Genomic DNA, 19497 nt, shown 5'->3' with positions numbered 1-19497 from the left:
TTTAAGCTTATTTGGAGCACAAAAAAAATTAATTCCATACGGAAATTTTTTGTGCTTTTTGCGTTTTATAAATATCCGCTTTCAATAGAACAAAAATACAGAAAGTGGTGTTCTTTCATCTTCAAGATGAGGTGTATCATGTCTGATAAAAAACATGAAAAAAAGCAAGAAATTCAGGATGATAAGTTGGATGAGGCCTTAGATGACAGCTTTCCGGCGAGCGATCCACCGTCGCATAGTGGCGTAACCGGAGACAGAGGGCCGCCACCCAAACCTGATCCTAAATCTAAAAAATAGGCTTCACTGGTTTTACTTTAGGGTCGGATTTCTATGATCTCAATCTGGATAAGGCTAAAAGCCGGTAGAGAGAGATACAACCCCGGCAAAGCCTCCGCCTACAAAATAGGTGGGGGCTTTACCAGTTATTGCTGTGCCAAATACTCCTTTGGCAGATTTTGCATTAAAAGAAACACTGTTGACGCCTGACAAATACCCAGACTGACCTAAATTGAGGAGGTTCAATTGAATCTGGGGTGTTTTTGCAAAAGATATTTTTTTCAAGCGATAGCCAACAGTTATGTTTGTTGTCGTAAAGCTGGCTAGGCGCTCATCATTCATAAATGTTGAATATGTTGGCCCAACATAATTGACAGAGACCATTCCGAATAAATTTCCGTCATCGTAGGACAGCCCTAAACTTCCGGATAGAGAGGGTGTGCGGATAGCTTTTTTTCCTTTAGTGGGGAGATAATCTATTCCTGACTTTAGATTGTTATCTATTGTAGCGTGTATGTATTGACCTGATGCATAAGCACTCAAGTTGTGCCATTTTGGTGTTCCAAGTTCTCCTTGTAATCCTCGTGCCGTTTGGCCTCCGCCATTTATGGATTCAGAGACTAATGCACCATTAAGACTGGTTGTTGTATTAATTTGTCTATTAGTAAAATTATAGTTGAATGCAGAAAATGAAAATCTTATTGCACCAGAGTATCTGTACCCTATTTCTTCTCCGATAGAATATTCTGGTTTTGTATCGCTGGTTGCGTTTCGTGTCTGTTTTCCAGAAGATATACTAAATCTATCATTATAATTTGAAATTCCAGAAGGTGCGCGAAATCCAGTCGTTGCATTTATAAATAGCTGATGTTTTTTTGTGATCTGATAACTTAGTGCAATTTGTGGTTGAGGAGAAAAATAACTTGCACCATTTTTATAGCGGGCCCCCGGTAGTAAATTACTTACCTCACGCGAGACCATAACTGCCCGGAATGCGCCAGAAATTATAAGTTTGTCAGAGAATAGTCTAAGAGAGTCCTGAATATATAAAGCGTTGGTCTGTTGTACAAGGTGAGAGTTGTATGACGACAAAGGTTCATTAGAGGCTGTTAAAATCGGATAATATCCCTTCATATTAGAAACATTTCCTTCTTCGCTTGCTGCAACATATCGAGAAGGATTTGAAAAATCATAGTAGGAATACCAGATGCCGCCTGTAAGAGTATTTTTCTTAGTTTTCCAACTTACTGAAGCACTGACACCGGAATGGGCTTGTTTATATGTATCCGTTGCGACTGCTGTAATGGAACCATTAGCTGCGGACGAAGCCTGCAAAGGCCCCGCAGGCTGGTTTCCTTGATAGCTTTCTTCTGCACTTAAGTTGGTACCAAAACCGTCATATCCAGAAACGTAAATAAAATAAGGTTTTAACGAAAACTGAAGATTGTGGCTTAAAAATAGATCAAGTGGCGAAGAAAGAAAAATCTGAGATCGCGCATTTTCTTGAAATAAATAATAATTGGCATCCCCTTCCTTATAGTGTTCACTATAATTAAATTTTGTTCCGTATGTTTGCCACTGAGACATATTGGGAGCACGAAGGTAATACTGCCTTTGCCTGTTAAATGTCGCGATAAAAGAAGCCGTGTTCTGATTGCCCCACTCCTTTACTATGCGGCTATCAACGTGAAATCTTGGGCTATTTCCTGCTCCACGCCACTGGTTCGCATTTCTATAAGAAAATGACAGAAAAGATGTCATACCGGAGTGGCCCAGCTCGCCACTGTCTAGGCGGATAAATTCGCGATTAAGGGTGTATGAGCCATAAGAAAGATTTAGAAAGCCACCTGCTGTTTTTTTGGGCTTTGCTAACTGCACACTTAGTTGGCCGCCAACGGCATTATAAACAGGAGATGCTGAATCTGCCGAACCTTGGGTTAGTGTTACGGACCGAATATTTTCGTTATCAACACTGGCAGATGTGTAAGGCATTAAAAAAAGGGGAGGGGCAGCTGGAATGCCTTCAAAAAGATAACCAATTTCAGTTTGATCCAGCCCTCGGACAGATAATCCTTGTTGATCATCATTTGTACCCAACGGATCGTTAGCCGAATAAACAACTCCTGGAAGCATTGATATAAGGCTGGTTGAACTTTGGGTGGGGCTTTGTCGCGCTATGAAATCACGCGTTAATCCACTTTGGCTTTTGGCGATCGTTTGCTTGGGCATTAAGCCTGCACCAACAGGATTACCTGTCGTGCCATCGGCTGTCATATGGCTATTTACAGTGACATATTCTGGTTGATGAGACGTAGGACGCTTCTTTTTGTCCTCACGTTCTTCAATCTTTTTAGTATCAGTTTCTAAGGAAGTCTCTGCTACCGAAATGCTGGGTGAAACCAAGACTGCTGTGGTTAATAGCGCGAGGGGAAGAAACGCATTTTCACGCAGAAAAATATAGAAAATTGGCACGGAAAAATGGTCCCTTGAACTTTTTTCTTTCCTGATAACATACATATAAATTTAGAATAAATAAAATGATATAACATAACATTCTGATTTATATTTTTTTGGTGTCTGGGAACCTTTCCCTTATTGTGGTTTCCAGACACTGTCTTCTGATAAATTCTGCATCTTACGATATGTACGTAAGCTAAAGTAAGCGAAGCAGCATGCTCCCATCAGCGCGAGCGCATCAATCGGGAGAGTTAAGTCGGTTTCTGCAGAAGAATTTATAATTCCGGCATAGGCACAAACGTCATAAAATATAATGGATGCAGTCGTGAAGCTGGCAACGGCCAACAACTGGTAACTGCTTTTTCCGGATCCTAGAATAAAACTCCACGTTATAGCTGCAAGGAAAAGGGCATAATAAATACTTCCCCCCCAAGATGCGGCATGTGTTCCATATAAAGCGAGCCAGCGGGCCAGAGATAAAAGGGATGATATGCCGATAATGCATCCTAATGAGACACCAACAGTCAAACTTGCCAGTATTTTTGTTGAGCACTTTTGCTCAACGGTTTGATTTTTCACCGCTTTTTTCCTACGACTTTCTATCCAGAGCAAATTACCTGAATAGAAAAGAAACGCGCCAGCCAAACCTAGGATAAAATATCCCCATATAACGGGTGAGCCACCGTAGCTTCCAAAATGGAGGGCAAAGAAACTGGTAATAACCGCCAGCCTTACTGACTGCACGCCGGGCATGTAATCAGTTTGGATAACATGCCCATCATATGGGTCGAGTGTTAAAAATCCACCCTCTGGAGACCGCATAACATGTTTGGCGTTAAATCCTGTGACTTGGATAGATTTGCTCCCGTCACGGCCAGATTTAAGGGCTAGAGATTTGATCGTAAAGTCTGGAAATAGCCTAGTCACATGACCTAGAGCTTCTACCGGCGATATCATGCTAACATTATTTTTCTGCACGGTAGATTTTGGTGCGGCTGTGGCAAATGTTCTATTTAATGCATGATGATAAATAGTAGCGTTCTGTGTCGCATAAAAAACATCGTGAAAAGCAAAAACGATAGACGAAAGAGCCATAATCAAATGAAACGGAAGGCTAAATACACCTAGAACATTATGAATATCTAACCATTGCCGTTTTCTATTTTTACCCGGTCTGACCGCAAAAATGTTTTTACGAAGTCCAGGCAGGAAAGCGATGACGCCGGAAACGAGGGCTAGGCCATACAATAATGCGACAATACCCATTAGAGGCATTGCGAATTCTCGGCTTAATGGCAATCCAACCTGTTGATGTAAAACATTAATAAAATGGCTAACATGCGTCGAAACCAAGGGCGTAATTTTTAATGACCCATCAGGAAGAACGTTTGCTGTAAAACGCTGCCCGTTGCCTGCTCCATGATGTCGGCCGCCGCCTTTCTGCCATGTCAGATAAGCAAAGTCGGGTGATTGAGCGATTAAAGTAATGTCGTAATTATTTTTTATCTCTGGATGAGAGACCGCGACAACTTTTAACAGATCTGGAATCTCATTCAGTGGCATTGCTTTGACAGAAGCAGGGACTTCCCATTGTTCCAGTGCTGGCGCGAACATGGTTATCGCCCCTGCATAAAACGCAATAAAAAGGAATAGCCCACTGCAAATGCCAACCCACGTATGCACTTCTTTATAAAGACGGATAAGATCAGCGCGGATTGTCATAGCCCAGCCACAGTAATGATAAGAAAACAAACAGCGCTCAGGCTCCCCAGCCACAGCCAAGCTTGTAAAACTGTCCGAAACAAAAAGCAGGCGGACAGTACCACCAGCCACACGGGCGCAATCAACCACATATTCAACTGAACGGAAGCCATATCGGGCGGGAAGGGGGACAGGCGAGAGAGTATGCCTGAAACACCAATAGCCAGCAGATAGCCAAGGACCAGACCTGCCGATGCTTTTCCCATCCACCCCTGAATAGTGAATCTATCTGCTGGCTTCATTTGGCCGACCTGTATTTCTTCTGAAAAAACGAAGAGACGACAGGCAATAAGGACCACACTGCCATCGCGACCATGACACAACAAAATATGTCAGGCGCAACTCCCAGTCGCGGATTCAATAAAAAATAGGCTGCACAAAACAAACCAATTGCGGCAACTGAACTGTAACGAATCGGCAAAGGCGGTATGACCAAATGTTGGTTAGGTGAACTATAGTACACTATGACCGCAGCTAACGATGCGCAGCCATATCCCAGGGAAGCACTTAGAATAGGGCTCATTTTGCAGAATGCGCCTGATAATACAGTAAATCAGTTAGAAATTTCATGCGTAATAACAACCCTGAAACTTCCGCCCTGTTGTTTCTCTCAAAAGCGGAGCAACAAACTGATAATGCTTCTTAGTTTCATATTCAACTCAAAAAATTTTAGGTTGCTTATTTTGCTTTTTGTAGGCTCCCGCGTTGAGTATATTTTCCCTAGGATACAGCGTTTCTATCCAACAAGAGTGTCATAAAGAAGCTTGAAATTCAGAATAAGAATAAGACCAGCAACGCCCCAGGCCACAACAGAAGTCATGTGTGATATAACCAGTTTGCCCATTTTCTGACGGCTGGAAACAAACCAGACCAGTGGGATAACAGCGAATGGAAGTTGCAAGGATAAAATGATCTGACTGAAAACCAGTAGGGTCCCTGTTCCCTTTGCTCCGTAGAATAGTGTCACAAAAACTACAGGCACAATGGCAAGTCCACGCGTCAATAACCGACGAGCCCATGGGGCCATGCGCAAATGCAGGAAGCCTTCCATAATAATCTGGCCTGCTAATGTGCCAGTCACAGTTGAATTTGTGCCAGCAGCCAACAGCGCCACAGCAAAAAGAGTAGATGCAATCCCCAATCCTAGAAGAGGAGAAATAAGAGTGTAGGCTTGGCTTATGTCTGCGACATCTTGATGACCTGTTCCATGGAAAGCAGACGCAGCCACAATAAGGATTGCAGCGTTTACAAACAGAGCTAGTGTCAACGCAATCGTACTATCAAGCGTAGACCAAGCAATCGCCTCCCGCTTTCCATCCAAGGTCCGTTCATAATTTCTTGTCTGGACCAAAGCAGAATGAAGATAAAGGTTGTGGGGCATTACTGTTGCCCCCACGATACCAATCGCAATGTAAAGCATGTCTGAATTGGTCAGGACGACAGGAGAGGGGATAAACCCTTCAAGAATACCTCTGACAGATGGCTCGGCTGCAACAATCTGTATGGCAAAGCAAGCTGCGATAATACCTAAAAGAGCGATAACAAATGCTTCGAGCCACCGGAATCCTAAGCGCATAAGCAAAAGAAGCAGGAAAGCATCCAAAGCAGAAAGACACGCCCCCAGAACCAGAGGGATATTGAACAATAACTGCAAAGCTATGGCTGTTCCTATGACCTCGGCTAGATCACAAGCGATAATCGCGATTTCACAGGCAAGCCATAGAACAAGATTTACGCCGCGTGGAAAGTAGGCGCGGCACGCTTGAGCCAGATCATAGCCCGTTGCGATGCCGAGCCTAGCCGCAAGAGATTGCAGCAAGACGGCCATTAAATTTGAAATAAGAATAACCGCCAGCAGCGTAAACCCGAATTGAGCGCCGCCAGCCAGATCGGTCGCCCAGTTTCCTGGGTCCATATAACCGACCGACACCATATAGCCTGGGCCGACAAACGCCAGAAACCGTCGAAACTTCGACGCACTTTCTGGGATACGCACTGAACTATGGGCTTCAGGTAAGCTTATAGCGTCGTTAGCCGCAGAAAAGACGCCACCGAGCCGGGAGCGATTATTAAGGTCCTGACGATTAATCATGGCACAGAAAAAGCTTCATCGTGAAATATTGCATAGAACCATAAAGCAGAAACAAAGAAATATGCAATAGGCTATAAAAATCACCCTCTCAATAGATGGGCGATCCGCAGGCATTTTTCTGCTAAAGACTGTACGGCTTTTCCTCATAGACTGGTTCAGCTATAGCGACAGCCATTGAGCAAAGACTTTTTATGACATGCGAGGATCTTACTGTTGAAACAGCGCCTGCCTGTTCTGCCTGATGTTGAAAGCCAAAGTGAAGGCTTTCGCCATGCGCGTGAGGCACGTCGGAATGTTTTGATAGAAGACTATGTCGAACTAATTGACGATCTAATTGCCGAAGGACGAGAGGCCCGACAGGTCGATATTGCTGACAGATTAGGGGTCTCTCAACCTACTGTCGCCAAGATGCTCAGCAGGTTAGAGGTCGAAGGGTTTGTAACACGCAAACCTTATCGCGGCGTTTTCTTAACAGAAGCAGGGGAAACTCTGGCAGAAACCGTAAGGGCACGTCATCGGATCGTTGAAGAATTTCTTCTGGCTCTGGGGATAGATTCCATGACGGCCCGCATGGATGCGGAAGGAATGGAGCATTTCGTCAGCGACGAAACCTTGGACGCCTTTCGTCGTGCTTTGAAAACGGGTCGCCTTTCACCGTAAGGCTGACCAAGCCTTTCAAGGCAGTTTATAGTCGGAAAAAACGTGTCAATTTTGTGCCAAATCTCTTGCCTTTATGATGCCAACGCCATATGAGGAAGCGCCAATGGTCAGGTGACCTGAGGCATGACATTGCTATCGGGTGACCCAATCGCACTCCAGTCAAGGGTTCCCGTTGTATGACTTCTTCCCCCTACAGCCGCGTTACTGAAGCCTTGGCGTTTGATGACGTTCTGGTAGTTCCTGCCGCGTCTGAGGTGGTTCCAAGCCAGACCTCAGTTCGTACGCGTCTGACACGCTCCATTGAATTGAACATCCCCCTGATTTCTGCCGCTATGGATACCGTGACGGAAGATCAGATGGCTATCGCCATGGCGCAACAGGGCGGCTTGGGCGTCATTCACAAAAATCTTTCCCCTGAAGAACAAGCAGAACACGTAAGACGCGTAAAGCGCTTTGAATCAGGGATGGTTGTTAATCCTGTTACCGTCGGCCCAGAACAGACGCTGGCCGAAGTGCGCGAAATCATGCAGCGCAACGGTATCAGCGGCCTGCCTGTTGTTGAGCCTGCATCCCAAAAACTGGTGGGCATTCTCACCAACCGTGATGTTCGCTTTGCTGTTGACCCTACCCAGCGTGTCTCCGAGCTAATGACGCGTGATGGTCTGGTAACAGTGCGAGACGGCGCGGATGCTGATACGGCACGTCAGCTTCTGCATAAACACCGCATTGAAAAATTGCTGGTTGTGGACGAAGCGGATCGCTGCGTTGGCATTATTACTGTCAAGGACATGGATAAAGCAGTTGCTTACCCGCTTGCCATCAAAGACAGCCTTGGTCGGTTACGCTGTGCAGCGGCGACTGGCGTGGGGGAAGATGGTTTTAGCCGCGCAAAATTGCTGGTGGAGGCAGGGGTGGATGTTCTGGTTGTTGATACCGCCCATGGTCATTCATCAGGCGTGCTGCGCGCTGTTGAACGATTGAAAGCGCTTGATAACAGCATTCAGATTGTTGCGGGAAATGTTGCAACGCCGGAAGCCGCTGAAGCCCTCATCAACTCGGGTGCTGACTGTGTGAAAGTGGGCATTGGCCCCGGTTCTATCTGCACCACCCGTATTGTGGCCGGTGTAGGGGTTCCGCAGTTTTCGGCTGTTCTTGAAACGTCTGTTGCCTGTCATGAAAAAGGTATCCCGGCCATTGCTGATGGCGGTGTCCGTACATCGGGTGACATTGTGAAAGCGATCGGGGCCGGAGCCGACGTCGTGATGGTTGGCTCACTTCTGGCTGGCACGGAAGAGGCTCCGGGTGAAGTGTTCCTTTATCAGGGGCGCTCTTACAAATCCTACCGCGGCATGGGCAGCCTTGGCGCTATGGCACGCGGATCTGCCGACCGCTATTTCCAGCAGGAAGTAAAGGACTCCCTGAAGCTGGTTCCTGAAGGGATCGAAGGCCGCGTGCCTTATAAGGGGACAATGGCTGCTGTTATTCATCAATTAGTGGGCGGCCTGAAAGCCGGAATGGGATATACAGGTTCCCGCGAAGTGAAGGAATTGCAGGAACGTGCGCGCTTCCGTCGTATTACGGGTGCCGGTCTGCGTGAAAGCCATGTGCATGATGTCTCCATCACGCGCGAAGCACCGAACTACCGTCGGGACTGAAAAAAGATCATGACACCTTCTGCCCGATTTGCTGCCTCCATTGATCTTCTTACTGCCATGGAGGCAGCCCCCCGTAAGCCAGCAGATGCCGTAGCGAACAGCTTTTTCCGTGAACGGCGCTACATTGGGGGAGGGGACCGTCGGGCAGTCTCCGGTCTGGTCTGGGACATTATGCGCGCATGGCGCAGACTAGGCTGGCATCTTGAGCAGCAAAAAGCAGTGCTGAGCCCCCGTTTACTGGCGGCCTCCAGCCTGATTTTCAAGGGTGTCAGCACACAAGAGATCGCAGCGCTTTTTGCAGAAGGACGCTTTGCGCCCGGCGCGCTGACGCGGCCTGAGCAGGACATTATTAAGTTTTTAGAAGGGAAAACTCTTCTCGACGAAAATATGCCGCAGGCCGTTAAGCTTGAACTGCCTGACTGGCTTCTGCCAAAACTTGAGGAGACATTTGGTGATGCGCTGGAGGAAGAGCTTGCGGCCCTTTCTGAGCCAGCAACGCTTGACCTGCGCGTCAACATGCTTCGTACGACCCGCGCCGAAGCACAGAAAGCACTCGCACGTGAGGGGCTTCACGCAGCTGCCACCCCTTTGTCTCCTTGGGGGCTGCGCTTAAATGGACGCCAGCCCGTTACCTCCACCTCTCCCTTCAAAGAAGGAATTGTGGAGATTCAGGATGAAGGCAGCCAGTTAGTTGCTGCCATCCTTGGCGCAACACCTCAAACCAGAGTGCTAGATTATTGCGCTGGTGCTGGCGGAAAGACGCTCGCCATTGCAATGATGATGGAGAACAAGGGACACATTGCCGCCTGTGACGTTTCTGAAAAACGTCTTGAAGGAGCGGTAAAGCGGCTGCGTCGTGCAGGTGTCCATAATGTTGAACAGCATTTGCTGCAGGCTGGCGATAAATGGGCAAAAAGACGGTCTGGTTCGTTTGACCGGGTTCTAGTCGATGCCCCCTGCAGTGGAACCGGAACATGGCGGCGCAACCCCGATGCCCGGCTCCGTACAACACAACAGGATCTGGACGAATTACTGGTAAAGCAGGCTGAAATTCTGGACCGAGCCGCGTCTCTGGTTAAGCCGGGCGGCAAACTTGTTTACGCAACCTGCTCGATTTTGAACGCTGAAAACACGCATCAAGTTGAAGCTTTTCTAGCACGCCGCCCGGAATTTAAGTTGGTTGCTTCTGACAGCCCTGCGCTGCCAGAAAGCATGAAGGGTGTTAAGATGTTCTCACTTACTCCAAAACAAAATGGAACAGATGGGTTTTTCGCAGCAATGCTGGAACGTACAGCAGAAACAGTAACCGCCTAAATACCTCGGCTAAACTGAAAATATTTTTGAGTATCCTCCTTGGGCTTCGCATGCGCTATGTAAAGCATGTATTTAAGTCATGAGGGTAAGGACTGCGTAAGCTCCAAGCCTTCATGCCTCAAGAAGATGGATAGTCATGACCGAAAGCGTAATCCTCTGCATTTTTTGCGTATTGGGCGGCAGTATGCTTGCTCAATGGACTGCTTGGCGCTTTCGCTTGCCCGCTATTGTACTGCTTTTTACCCTCGGATTGCTCTATGGGCCGGGCCTGGAAATTCTCCATCCGTCAGCCATGATTGGCGCTGCTTTCCATCCTCTTGTTTCCTTGGCTGTTGCCATGATCGTGTTCGAGGGCGGTCTGGCTCTCGATTTCCGGCAGTTACGGGAATCAGGTGAGGGCGTTGTTAGACTCACGCTCTTTGCCTTACCCATTAACCTTATCTTGGGTAGTGCCGCCGCACATTACATCGGTGGCATGGGATGGGGACCAGCTTTTCTGTTTGGTGCCATTATTGTTGTTACTGGCCCTACAGTCGTTTTGCCGCTTTTGCGTCATGCGAAGCTTCAACCCAGAGTAGCCGCGTTTCTGCGCTGGGAAGCTATTCTTAACGACCCTGTCGGTGCAATTCTGGCCACACTGGTTCTTGAAGTCTTGCTTATGCGCCCGGACGAAGGGTCAGGAACATTTTTTGGTTTTATCCTGCCTCATATGCTGGCCAGTGCTGGCTTGATGATGGTCCTCGGTTTTGGCGCAGCATGGGGAATGCGGTGGCTCTGGGTGCGGGATATGATGCCAGAAGTCCTGAAAATTCCGGTGCTGACAACATCTGCTCTGGTGCTGTTTGTCCTGGGCACGCTTGCTATGGATGGTGCCGGCCTGATGGCCTCTACCGTATTTGGTATGGCCTTGGTCAACCTTCGTATTCCCGGCATGGCTGAAATACAGCGCATGAAGGAAGCGCTGGTTGTTTTGATTGTCTCTGTCCTGTTTGTTCTCTTAGCCGCAGATCTTCAGCGCGAAGAACTGACACATCTATCATGGTCTATTGGTGCACTGACACTGGCTGTTTTATTCCTTGTCAGACCGGTTGGTATTTTGCTGGCAACCGCCAAATCCAACCTGAGTTGGGCAGAGCGCATTTTCGTAGGCTGGATTGCCCCGCGCGGCATTGTGGCAGCTGCGGTCGCTGGTATTGCGGGCATTCGGCTACAGGATGCAGGCTATCCGGGGGCAGGGCAGGTGATGCCTGCTGTTTTTGCCGTCATTGCATCCACCATGATTCTACACGGGTTCTCTCTTAGACCTCTGGGCCGCAGGCTTAAGCTGACGCTGTCAGATGAACCGGCTCTTGCCATTGTGGGGGCAAGCGACTGGTCAACCAAGCTGGCCATTGCCGTTCATAAAGCGGGGGCACCGGTTCTTTTGGTCGATAACTCCTCTGCCGATCTTTTGCGGGCACAGGCTGCTGGCGTACCTATTCTGGCGACCGAAGTTCTGTCTGAAGAAGGAGCAGAGAGCCTCGAGGAAAGGCCTGCCGATTATCTGATCTGCTCGACCCCGGACGCAATTTATAATGGTCTTGTTTGCGCGCATCTTGCGCCACACTTCGGTCGCCAGCGCGTATATCAGGTCTCCCCGGGCATTGCCCGTCTGGATCAGTACCGGGGGTTGAGTCGAGAAGCGCGCGGCAAGGTGCTTGGAGAGCCATCCTGGAACTTCACACTTCTGGAAACATTGGTACGCGAGGGCTGGCGTTTTATCGCGCTAAACGTTACGCCCGAAAACCGCGAAAACATCATGCATGAAAGCAGCAATCTTCTTCCGTTCCTCGTGCTACAAAGCGGCATTTCAATTACTGTCGTTTCAGCAGAAGACGCTAGCCAGCCACAACTGGATAGCGGTTTCATTGTAATTGCGCTTACTCCGCCAGACTATTCTGAAGAGGATTTTTCACACCCCAATACCCATCAGGTTGGTGCGTGAATCTGGATACTGTCCGCCCCTTCGCTTAAAACGTACCGAAGGTCTTGCTCCGTAAGGGCAACGCACCCTTCGGTCGGGTTTTGATCGGGGCGCTGTAAGTGCATGAAAATTGCTGAACCGCGATAAGGTTCAGGCTTCTGATCATTATACCCAATAACAACAATGATATCGTAAACATGATCCTCGCGCCAAAGCTGCTCATGACGGCCAGAATAGGGCAGGATGACATGCTGATTATAGCGCGGGTCGGCCGGGTCATCGCACCAACCGTCTTGAGGGCATAAAGGTTCTACCGGCAAAATCGATTGAGGTTTTGCCACTCGATCTGCCCGGTAAAAAATCTTTCTCAAGCTAAAATTGCCAATGGGTGTGGCGTTGTCCCCCTCTTGCTTGGAATATGTCACACCGCTTTTGCCTAGAATTGCGCTCATCGTTTTGTGTCTGCAATGCAGTTGTGCGCGGCTACCACTGCATGTATCGGGCTTAACGTGTATCATCATATCAATAGGTGTCCTGTTTGTAGATTTTTCATGCAGTTGGCGTATCATGCTCAGACTATTGGTTTGAGCCCAGAATCGTGACAAGCTTGTAAAAGTAGACAGTTCAGACAGCCAAACAGTAGAGGCTGACACAAGGAGATGAAAACCCCATGACGGGTGCACGTCCGATATTGGTTGTTGATGACGACCGGATACTTCGCCAGACTCTCGTTGAGCAATTGCAGCTTGACGGGGAATTTATTGTTCAGGAAGCATCCTCACTTGCCGAGGCGCGTGAAAAGCTGAAAGCGCCCGATTCCAGATTCGACGCCATTCTGCTGGACGTCACACTCCCCGACGGTGACGGTCGTGATTTTTGCGCAGAACTGCGGAAGGAAGGGCTACGCATGCCTATCATCATGCTGACTGGTTCAGATGATGAAGCTGACATCGTTCGCGGGCTGGATGCTGGGGCGAATGACTATGTCGCCAAGCCGTTCCGTATTGCAGAACTACTGGCGCGTTTGCGTGCACAGTTGCGCTTGTTCGAAAATAGTGAAGATGCTGTTTTCACCATTGGGCCATATACATTCAGACCGTCAGCCAAGCTGCTACAAGAACCTCAAAAAAACCGCCGCATCCGCCTGACCGAAAAAGAAACAGCCATTCTTAAGTTTCTTTATCGGGCGGGCACCCGGCCTGTGCCGCGTCAGGTGCTGCTGAACGAGGTATGGGGCTATAACGCTGCCGTGACGACCCATACTCTTGAAACGCACATTTATCGTCTACGCCAGAAAATTGAGCCCGACCCGGCCAACGCGTCATTACTCATCACGGAGGGGGGAGGCTATCGTCTTAATCCCGAAACAACGGTAGCAACTGCTGACTGACTAAAAAAGCCTTCCCAAGATAAATTGGGAAGGCTTTTTCATATGCAAAAACGTCTTGATCTTATGATAGTCCTGCACCATCAAAATGTTTAAAAATGGCGCGGCTAGATTATTAAATTAGCCCTTCTTCCTTCAATGCCTTTTGAGCAGCGTTCCGAGCAAAGACGTTGTCACGTAATGCGGATGTAAGTGAGTACGCTGAAATATCGATCTTGAGCGGTGCCGTCCAATTAACGATGACCGCCATCAGAGCATCTGCCTGTGTAAAGCCAACGGGCAGCAGATAACCGTTTCCAGTTTTTTCCAAAAGCGCTTCTACTTGAGACAAGCGGCGACCAACCAGACCAATCAGCCTTTCGCGTGTTACATCCGGCAAATCGGAAGCAAATAATGGTCCGATTGTGCTATGCACATCTTCACAGAAACCTATTGCTTCCAGCAGACGAAAAAACTCTACGCTATCTGGCGTTGGGTTAAACGCTTTACTTTCTGATTTCTGACCAATGTATGTCAGCACAGCAACATTTTGTGTCAAAACCACACCAGAGGAAATCTCAAGAGCAGGCACAGCCCCTCGTGGATTAATTTGATTAAAGTCCTGTCCGTCTGCCGTTATTTTGTCTTTGAGGTTAACTTTCTCAAGCTCATGCGACAGCCCTACCTCATTCAGCATGATATGTGCCGCAAGCGAGCAAGCGCCAGGTGCAAAATAAAGCTTCATGTTAATGCCTCTTGTGTCAAAGCACTCTCAAAAAAGTGCAGAATAGGCTATTGCCTAATCAAGCGTTGCATATTTATTTTAATATGAGAAGTCGCGAGTTTTCATGTTTTGTATTATGATTTTAATATCGAGCATAAGCTATTTAATATAAACGACTATTGCCCAACTACTGGCTGATAACGCTGCGTTTCTGGCTGGGGCCGCGGTGCAATAACTAAGAGTTGTTGGTTAGGTATTGCGCACAGCCATTTTTGCAACAGATTACGGTCGGATTGGCGCAGCTTGATGTTAGCAAAACGCTATTTCGTTAGCACCAAACTGAGTTAGTGTTATAATTTTAACGGCAAAACGATGTGCTTCCACTGCCTGTGGTATGGCGCTGAGCTTGAGCTTTCTTACCTCTCCCAACCATTTCCAAATTGGAAACAATTGGGATCTGAAATTGATAGCGCGAACTATCACAGGTCTGTAACGACACGCTTGCCTCTCAATTAGCATTACGCTCCTTCGCTCGCCCTTGCTTGCGGAGTTTTGCCGGATATTTGGTCTGCGGCGTTTGCAACCAGCGTCCGTAAAATGCCTCTCTTTGATGGGCGTGTTAATACGACCACACCCTCCTGAGGATATTACGGGTGAGGGCACGGTACAAGGGAGAATAAATCGCAAAAAGTGGCACGGATTTGGCACAGGTTCATATATCCCAAGGCGCACTATTGCCTACCGGATCGGACCAATATGACTTTAGAAAGAGAACCGGAAACCACTCAAAACCCGCAGAAAACTGCCGTTTATCGTGGTGGGTGCGACAGGGATTGAACCTGTGACCCCCGCCGTGTGAAGGCGATGCTCTACCGCTGAGCTACGCACCCGGTTTGTGTGGGTGGTATTAACCGACAGGGGAGGGGTTGGCAAGGCACTATTTTGTATAATTTCAACCCGTTGCCAGTGCTTCGCGCTTCATTTCTAGTTCAAGCCATTGCTCTTCAGCTTCTGCGATAGAAGTCTCTATTTTTTGCAATTCGGCGCTATATTTTTCAAATGATTTTGGATCTTTGGCATAGAGATCTGCATCTGCAAGCCTGTTTCGCAAAATTTTCGCCTTATTTTCAAGTTTTGCAATTTCTTTTGGTAATGTATCAAGCGCGAATTGATCTTTATAACTTAATTTCTTGTTGCTGGTTTTTCCTGTTGAGCTTCCAGTCTCCGACGTTTTTTGGGCTCTTACAACCGGCCGGTCAGAGGTGATTGCAGCTTCAATACCTCCTTTTTTCTGGGCAAGCATATCGCTGTAACCACCAGCATATTCCAACCATAAGCCACCACCATCGGTTGCGAGAACAGACGTGGCAACCCGATCAAGAAAATCACGGTCATGGCTAACCAGCAGTACCGTTCCCTGATAACTGGCAAGCATCTCTTGCAAAAGATCCAAGGTTTCCAGGTCAAGGTCGTTCGTTGGTTCATCCAGCACAAGAAGATTCGACGGTTGTGCCAAGGCGCACGCAAGCATTAAGCGTCCTCGCTCTCCCCCAGACAGGACACCGACAGGAGTGCGCGCCTGTTCTGGGCGAAACAGGAAATCTTTCATGTAACCAATTACATGACGCTTTTCTTCGCCAACCTGAACCATATCTCCACCACCTCCAGTCAGGGTGTCAGAGAGTGTTTTGTTAGGATCAAGAGCTTTGCGTTGCTGATCTAATGTGACCATGGAAAGCGACGGGCCAAGCGCGATTGAACCACTATCAGGTTGATCTTGTCCGACCAGTAAACGAAGCAGGGTTGTTTTGCCGGCACCATTTGCGCCCACAATAGCCAGACGATCGCCACGGAGCAACCTGAGATCCAGATCCCGAACTATGGTCCGTTCACCCCACGATTTACTGACGTTTTCTGCGACGGCCACCAGTTTGCTTGATGTGCCAGCATCCTGCGCTTTAAGTGTCACGGTGCCGGTAGCCCGAACAGCATCTTTTTTTGCGGCACGAAGTGCTGCAAGTTCACCAACGCGCCTGACATTTCGCTTTCGGCGCGCTGTTACACCATACCGCATCCAGTCTTCTTCTCGCGCAATCTGGCGATCAAGTTTGTGCGCGTCGCGTTCTTCCTGCTCTAAAACTTCTTCACGCCACTCCTCAAAGCGACTGAAGCCTTGATCCAACCGTCGCGTCACGCCCCGATCAAGCCATACGACCGAGCGCGATAGCGTTGAGAGAAGACGCCGGTCATGACTGATCATCAGCATGGCTGAGTTCAGACTGAGAAGTTCGCGTTCCAACCATTCGATGGTTGGCATATCAAGATGGTTGGTTGGCTCATCAAGTAACAGAATGTCAGGTGCGGCAGCTAAAGCGCCAGCAATAGCGCACCGACGGCCTTCGCCACCGGAAAGATGCGATGTCTTCTCTTTCCCGGTTAGTCCAAGCGCATCCAGCATAGCGGCAGCCCGCCATGAATTTTCAGGCTCTGTAATCTGGGCAAGGACGTAATCCGCTGTCGTTTCATGTGTGGAGAGGTCTGGCTCCTGCGACAGATAACGCAAGGAAGCCCCCGGTTGTAAAAAGACCGCCCCTGAATCGGGCTGGATAACACCGGCTGCAATTTTCAAGAGGGTCGATTTACCCGAGCCATTACGCCCAACAAGGCATACCCGTTCCCCCGCAGCCACAGCAAAACCGGCCTTATCAAGCAAAGGCCTGCCGCCGAGCGTAAGAGAGATATCCTGAAGGTGGAGAAGGGGAGGAAGTGCCATGTTCTGTTTCTGTGGCACAGCAACGGCAGACGCAAGAGTGTATTCTTATTCCTGCCCTATAAAAACTGCTTGCAATATTGGAAATCAGGGGCGCGCTAAATCGAAACGGCTCACGGCTTGATATGTGGCTACGGCCAGTGTCAAAGGCTCAAACGGTTTGGTGATAACGAAACTGGGTTCAGATGTTTCGCCGGTTAAAAGGCGTTCCGGATAGGCCGTTACGTAAATAACAGGCGCATCATGTGTTTTGGTAATCTCGGCAACGGCCCGCATGCCGTCACCGCCAGCACCCAGATTAATATCTGCAAGAATAAGACCCGGACGGGTTTCGCGTGCAATACGGATTGCATCTTCCTGCGTGTGGGCAACCCCCGCAACTTTGTGGCCACATTGAAGAACCAGCTCTTCAATATCCATTGCGATAATGGGTTCATCTTCAATGATAAGCACAGATGTCTGGATGCCGGTCTTCAAGAAAGTATAGGCCCTTTCTGTTTCCTGCGCTGCCTGTGCTTCAGAAAGATCTAGAATTTTTGCTGCCATGGGAGGAGATACTTCTTCCAGTGTCAGCAGCAAGAGTAACTGGCGTTGCACCAGAGAAAGACTGGTATCATCTGCCGGAACATGCTCCGTCTGCGCAGTAAAGTGCCTAGAAATTTCCTGATAAAGCCGACAGAGCGCAGGAAGATTATCGGTAGGGCGGCTGGTGGTAAGCGTCCGAAGGCTTTCTGCAACCAGAAGATCACCGCGAGACTGACTGCGGGTCAATGCACGGGCATAGCGTCTGCCGTAAGGAAGTGCTTGAATTAAAGCAGCGCGCTGTGACTCAGGCATGACAAATCTCCTTCGCGTGGAGTAAGGACGTTAACACGCAGGGCCATAACGATGACATGCTCCATCGCGTGCAGGAAGGGGATAAGTGTTCTGAAACACGATAAACAGCCTGACAGTAGCGCCGATGCATCATATTTTCGGAAAGACCTGTTGGCATTAGTGCCCGCGCTCCGTGCTTTTGCACGTTTTCTGGCACGAAATGCCAGTCAGGCAGATGATTTGGTGCAGGAAACCATCCTTCAGGCATTGGCGAAGGCAGATCAGTTCTCTCAAGGCAGCAATCTGAAAGCATGGACATTTTCCATACTGCGTAATCTTTTTCTTGAACAGGCACGACGAAGCAAGAAAGAGCAGGAGGTTCTGGATCATTATGCCTCAAGAACAGAAAGCCTGAATCAGCCGTCTGCACCCGATAGAGAAGCCATTAGAGATCTCGACCATTTTTTATGGCAACTTTCTCCTTTGCTACGAGAATCTCTGGTCCTGATCGGTGCACAGGAAATGACGTATGAAGAAGCTGCTCTTATCTGCAACGTTTCGGTCGGAACCATGAAAACACGTGTTTCCCGTGCCAGAACGCAGTTGTTGGAACTAACCCAGACCGCCGCTGGAAAAGCATAGAAAAATATCTGCTCATTTTTTCGTGATAATTTTTCTAAAAGTTTTTTGTAACCTTTTCCTGCCCTCATCCATTCCTGTTTCAAGAATGCATAAGGTGAAGGAAAAAATCCCATGACGATGTCATTCCACGATCAGGTTATCGCCATTCTGCCAAAGCTGCGTGTTCAGGCTCTTGCACTAACCCGCAACCGTGCAGCCGCTGAAGATCTTGTTCAGGACGCCGTATGCAATGCTCTTTCTGCTCAGGATAGCTTTGCTCCCGGCACGAACTTTCCGGCATGGATGCATCGTATCCTCCGTAACCGCTTTATTTCAGACCTGAGAAAGAAGCGGGAAACCACCGATATTGACGATATGCCCGCATCTTTCCTTTCAACGAACGCCGCGCACGAAGACCGTATTGTGTTGAAGGATTTGGATGCAGCGCTTGCACGCCTGCCAGACGATCAGCGGGAGGCTCTAGTTCTGGGAGTGCTGGAAGGCATGAGCTATCAGGAACTGGCTGATGTTGCCGGTTGTGCTGTCGGCACAGCAAAAAGCCGCGTTTTCCGTGCCCGTCGTCAACTTGAAGCCTGGATGATTGGTGAAGAACACGTTGGCAAAGACCGCCTGAAAGCCAAGGCATCCACACTGCGCCAGCAGAGTGATCGTCGTCTTGAAGAAAAAACTGTTCCAAACAGACTTTAAGAAAGATGTGACATGGGCTTTATTAGCCCATGCATTAAGATTGGCTAACAGGCGTAGGCATGTCAGATGTTTGCTATAGCAACGGGCAACGTGACATTTCTGTCGGGCGGCGTTTTGATGCACCACCGGATGGAAAAATTCATGGATGAAAGTCCAGCAAAGAAACCCAAAAAAACGTCTGATCAGGCGTTTGACCTATGGCTTAAACGAGGGTTGCACCAGCTTTTCGATGACGTGGCAAACGAGCCTATACCAGAAGAACTGCTGAAGCTCATTGAAGAAGACCGTCGAGACTAAGCCTGGCTCGGATAAAG

17 protein-coding genes and 1 tRNA gene are annotated in these 19497 nt (G+C 48.5%); 9 read left to right on the top strand and 9 right to left on the bottom strand.

What is annotated here, in order from left to right:
• Positions 1-138 precede the first annotated feature (138 nt).
• On the top strand, positions 139-297 hold the full coding sequence (locus tag Abin_RS11385; protein WP_170237848.1) for a hypothetical protein: 159 nt from the start codon (positions 139-141) through the stop codon (positions 295-297).
• A gap of 54 nt (positions 298-351) precedes the next feature.
• Here Abin_RS11385 and Abin_RS11380 read toward each other — a convergent pair whose 3' ends face one another.
• The 4 genes from Abin_RS11380 to Abin_RS11365 all read right to left on the bottom strand — a co-directional run bounded on the left by Abin_RS11380 (position 352) and on the right by Abin_RS11365 (position 6586).
• Entirely contained in the window at positions 352-2748 is a 2397-nt protein-coding gene (locus Abin_RS11380) for a TonB-dependent receptor (RefSeq protein WP_052948215.1), read from the bottom strand.
• 120 nt (positions 2749-2868) lie between these two features.
• A complete protein-coding gene (locus tag Abin_RS11375; RefSeq protein WP_048846952.1) occupies positions 2869-4455 on the bottom strand; it encodes a PepSY-associated TM helix domain-containing protein in 1587 nt (528 codons plus the stop codon).
• Positions 4452-4793: a hypothetical protein gene (locus tag Abin_RS11370; protein WP_255319274.1), complete on the bottom strand. Its 342-nt coding sequence runs from the start codon at positions 4791-4793 to the stop codon at positions 4452-4454. Before Abin_RS11370 ends, Abin_RS11375 begins: the two co-directional genes overlap by 4 nt.
• 437 nt (positions 4794-5230) lie before the next feature.
• Positions 5231-6586 (bottom strand): Nramp family divalent metal transporter, encoded by a 1356-nt coding sequence (locus tag Abin_RS11365; protein ID WP_048846948.1) that lies wholly within the window; start codon positions 6584-6586, stop codon positions 5231-5233.
• Positions 6587-6799: 213 nt separating this feature from the next.
• Between Abin_RS11365 and mntR the strand changes: the two genes are divergently transcribed.
• From mntR to Abin_RS11345, 4 genes are all read left to right on the top strand, one after another.
• Positions 6800-7246, top strand: coding sequence for a manganese-binding transcriptional regulator MntR (mntR, locus tag Abin_RS11360; protein WP_255319273.1), 447 nt, complete (start codon positions 6800-6802; stop codon positions 7244-7246).
• Between the two features lie 176 nt (positions 7247-7422).
• Entirely contained in the window at positions 7423-8901 is a 1479-nt protein-coding gene (gene guaB, locus Abin_RS11355; RefSeq protein ID WP_048846944.1) for an IMP dehydrogenase, read from the top strand.
• 9 nt (positions 8902-8910) lie between these two features.
• The gene (locus Abin_RS11350; RefSeq protein ID WP_048846942.1) at positions 8911-10215 is read left to right on the top strand and encodes an RsmB/NOP family class I SAM-dependent RNA methyltransferase; all 1305 of its coding nucleotides are present in this window, start codon (positions 8911-8913) and stop codon (positions 10213-10215) included.
• 136 nt (positions 10216-10351) lie between these two features.
• Positions 10352-12199, top strand: coding sequence for a cation:proton antiporter (locus Abin_RS11345; RefSeq protein ID WP_048846940.1), 1848 nt, complete (start codon positions 10352-10354; stop codon positions 12197-12199).
• On the opposite strand, the gene Abin_RS11340 is transcribed toward Abin_RS11345, so the two are convergent.
• Positions 12184-12699: a L,D-transpeptidase family protein gene (locus Abin_RS11340; RefSeq protein WP_084593598.1), complete on the bottom strand. Its 516-nt coding sequence runs from the start codon at positions 12697-12699 to the stop codon at positions 12184-12186. The genes Abin_RS11345 and Abin_RS11340 overlap by 16 nt on opposite strands.
• A gap of 149 nt (positions 12700-12848) precedes the next feature.
• Between Abin_RS11340 and Abin_RS11335 the strand changes: the two genes are divergently transcribed.
• On the top strand, positions 12849-13568 hold the full coding sequence (locus Abin_RS11335) for a response regulator transcription factor (protein ID WP_048846938.1): 720 nt from the start codon (positions 12849-12851) through the stop codon (positions 13566-13568).
• 112 nt (positions 13569-13680) lie between these two features.
• Here the strand turns inward: Abin_RS11335 and Abin_RS11330 are convergent, their stop codons facing one another.
• The 4 genes from Abin_RS11330 to Abin_RS11315 form a co-directional block, all read right to left on the bottom strand.
• Complete coding sequence (locus Abin_RS11330) at positions 13681-14289, bottom strand: glutathione S-transferase N-terminal domain-containing protein (RefSeq protein ID WP_048846937.1); 609 nt, start codon at positions 14287-14289, stop codon at positions 13681-13683.
• Between the two features lie 794 nt (positions 14290-15083).
• Positions 15084-15158 (bottom strand) — tRNA-Val (locus Abin_RS11325).
• 62 nt (positions 15159-15220) lie between these two features.
• The gene (locus Abin_RS11320; protein ID WP_048846933.1) at positions 15221-17041 is read right to left on the bottom strand and encodes an ABC-F family ATP-binding cassette domain-containing protein; all 1821 of its coding nucleotides are present in this window, start codon (positions 17039-17041) and stop codon (positions 15221-15223) included.
• A gap of 84 nt (positions 17042-17125) precedes the next feature.
• Positions 17126-17875 (bottom strand): PhyR family response regulator anti-anti-sigma factor, encoded by a 750-nt coding sequence (locus tag Abin_RS11315; protein WP_048846931.1) that lies wholly within the window; start codon positions 17873-17875, stop codon positions 17126-17128.
• A 51-nt stretch (positions 17876-17926) separates the two neighbouring features.
• Between Abin_RS11315 and Abin_RS11310 the strand changes: the two genes are divergently transcribed.
• From Abin_RS11310 to Abin_RS11300, 3 genes are all read left to right on the top strand, one after another.
• A complete protein-coding gene (locus tag Abin_RS11310; RefSeq protein WP_244894923.1) occupies positions 17927-18496 on the top strand; it encodes a sigma-70 family RNA polymerase sigma factor in 570 nt (189 codons plus the stop codon).
• Positions 18497-18607: 111 nt separating this feature from the next.
• Entirely contained in the window at positions 18608-19183 is a 576-nt protein-coding gene (locus Abin_RS11305; protein ID WP_048846929.1) for a sigma-70 family RNA polymerase sigma factor, read from the top strand.
• Between the two features lie 141 nt (positions 19184-19324).
• The gene (locus tag Abin_RS11300) at positions 19325-19480 is read left to right on the top strand and encodes a NepR family anti-sigma factor (RefSeq protein ID WP_237595925.1); all 156 of its coding nucleotides are present in this window, start codon (positions 19325-19327) and stop codon (positions 19478-19480) included.
• The last annotated feature ends 17 nt before the right edge of the window (positions 19481-19497 follow it).

Origin of the sequence: Acetobacter indonesiensis (assembly GCF_000963945.1) — a bacterium.
GTDB lineage: Bacteria > Pseudomonadota > Alphaproteobacteria > Acetobacterales > Acetobacteraceae > Acetobacter > Acetobacter indonesiensis.
This window is presented reverse-complemented; position numbering and strand designations above follow the sequence as displayed.

What these genes read in the sequence shown, in the direction of transcription:
- Abin_RS11385 (WP_170237848.1), top strand. Translation starts at nt 139, where the DNA reads ATGTCTGATAAAAAACATGAAAAAAAGCAAGAAATTCAGGATGATAAG.
- Abin_RS11375 (WP_048846952.1), bottom strand. Translation starts at nt 4,455, where the DNA reads ATGACAATCCGCGCTGATCTTATCCGTCTTTATAAAGAAGTGCATACG.
- Abin_RS11365 (WP_048846948.1), bottom strand. Translation starts at nt 6,586, where the DNA reads ATGATTAATCGTCAGGACCTTAATAATCGCTCCCGGCTCGGTGGCGTC.
- guaB (WP_048846944.1), top strand. Translation starts at nt 7,423, where the DNA reads ATGACTTCTTCCCCCTACAGCCGCGTTACTGAAGCCTTGGCGTTTGAT.
- Abin_RS11350 (WP_048846942.1), top strand. Translation starts at nt 8,911, where the DNA reads ATGACACCTTCTGCCCGATTTGCTGCCTCCATTGATCTTCTTACTGCC.
- Abin_RS11345 (WP_048846940.1), top strand. Translation starts at nt 10,352, where the DNA reads ATGACCGAAAGCGTAATCCTCTGCATTTTTTGCGTATTGGGCGGCAGT.
- Abin_RS11340 (WP_084593598.1), bottom strand. Translation starts at nt 12,699, where the DNA reads ATGATGATACACGTTAAGCCCGATACATGCAGTGGTAGCCGCGCACAA.
- Abin_RS11335 (WP_048846938.1), top strand. Translation starts at nt 12,849, where the DNA reads ATGACGGGTGCACGTCCGATATTGGTTGTTGATGACGACCGGATACTT.
- Abin_RS11330 (WP_048846937.1), bottom strand. Translation starts at nt 14,289, where the DNA reads ATGAAGCTTTATTTTGCACCTGGCGCTTGCTCGCTTGCGGCACATATC.
- Abin_RS11320 (WP_048846933.1), bottom strand. Translation starts at nt 17,041, where the DNA reads ATGGCACTTCCTCCCCTTCTCCACCTTCAGGATATCTCTCTTACGCTC.
- Abin_RS11315 (WP_048846931.1), bottom strand. Translation starts at nt 17,875, where the DNA reads ATGCCTGAGTCACAGCGCGCTGCTTTAATTCAAGCACTTCCTTACGGC.
- Abin_RS11310 (WP_244894923.1), top strand. Translation starts at nt 17,927, where the DNA reads ATGACATGCTCCATCGCGTGCAGGAAGGGGATAAGTGTTCTGAAACAC.
- Abin_RS11305 (WP_048846929.1), top strand. Translation starts at nt 18,608, where the DNA reads ATGACGATGTCATTCCACGATCAGGTTATCGCCATTCTGCCAAAGCTG.
- Abin_RS11300 (WP_237595925.1), top strand. Translation starts at nt 19,325, where the DNA reads ATGGATGAAAGTCCAGCAAAGAAACCCAAAAAAACGTCTGATCAGGCG.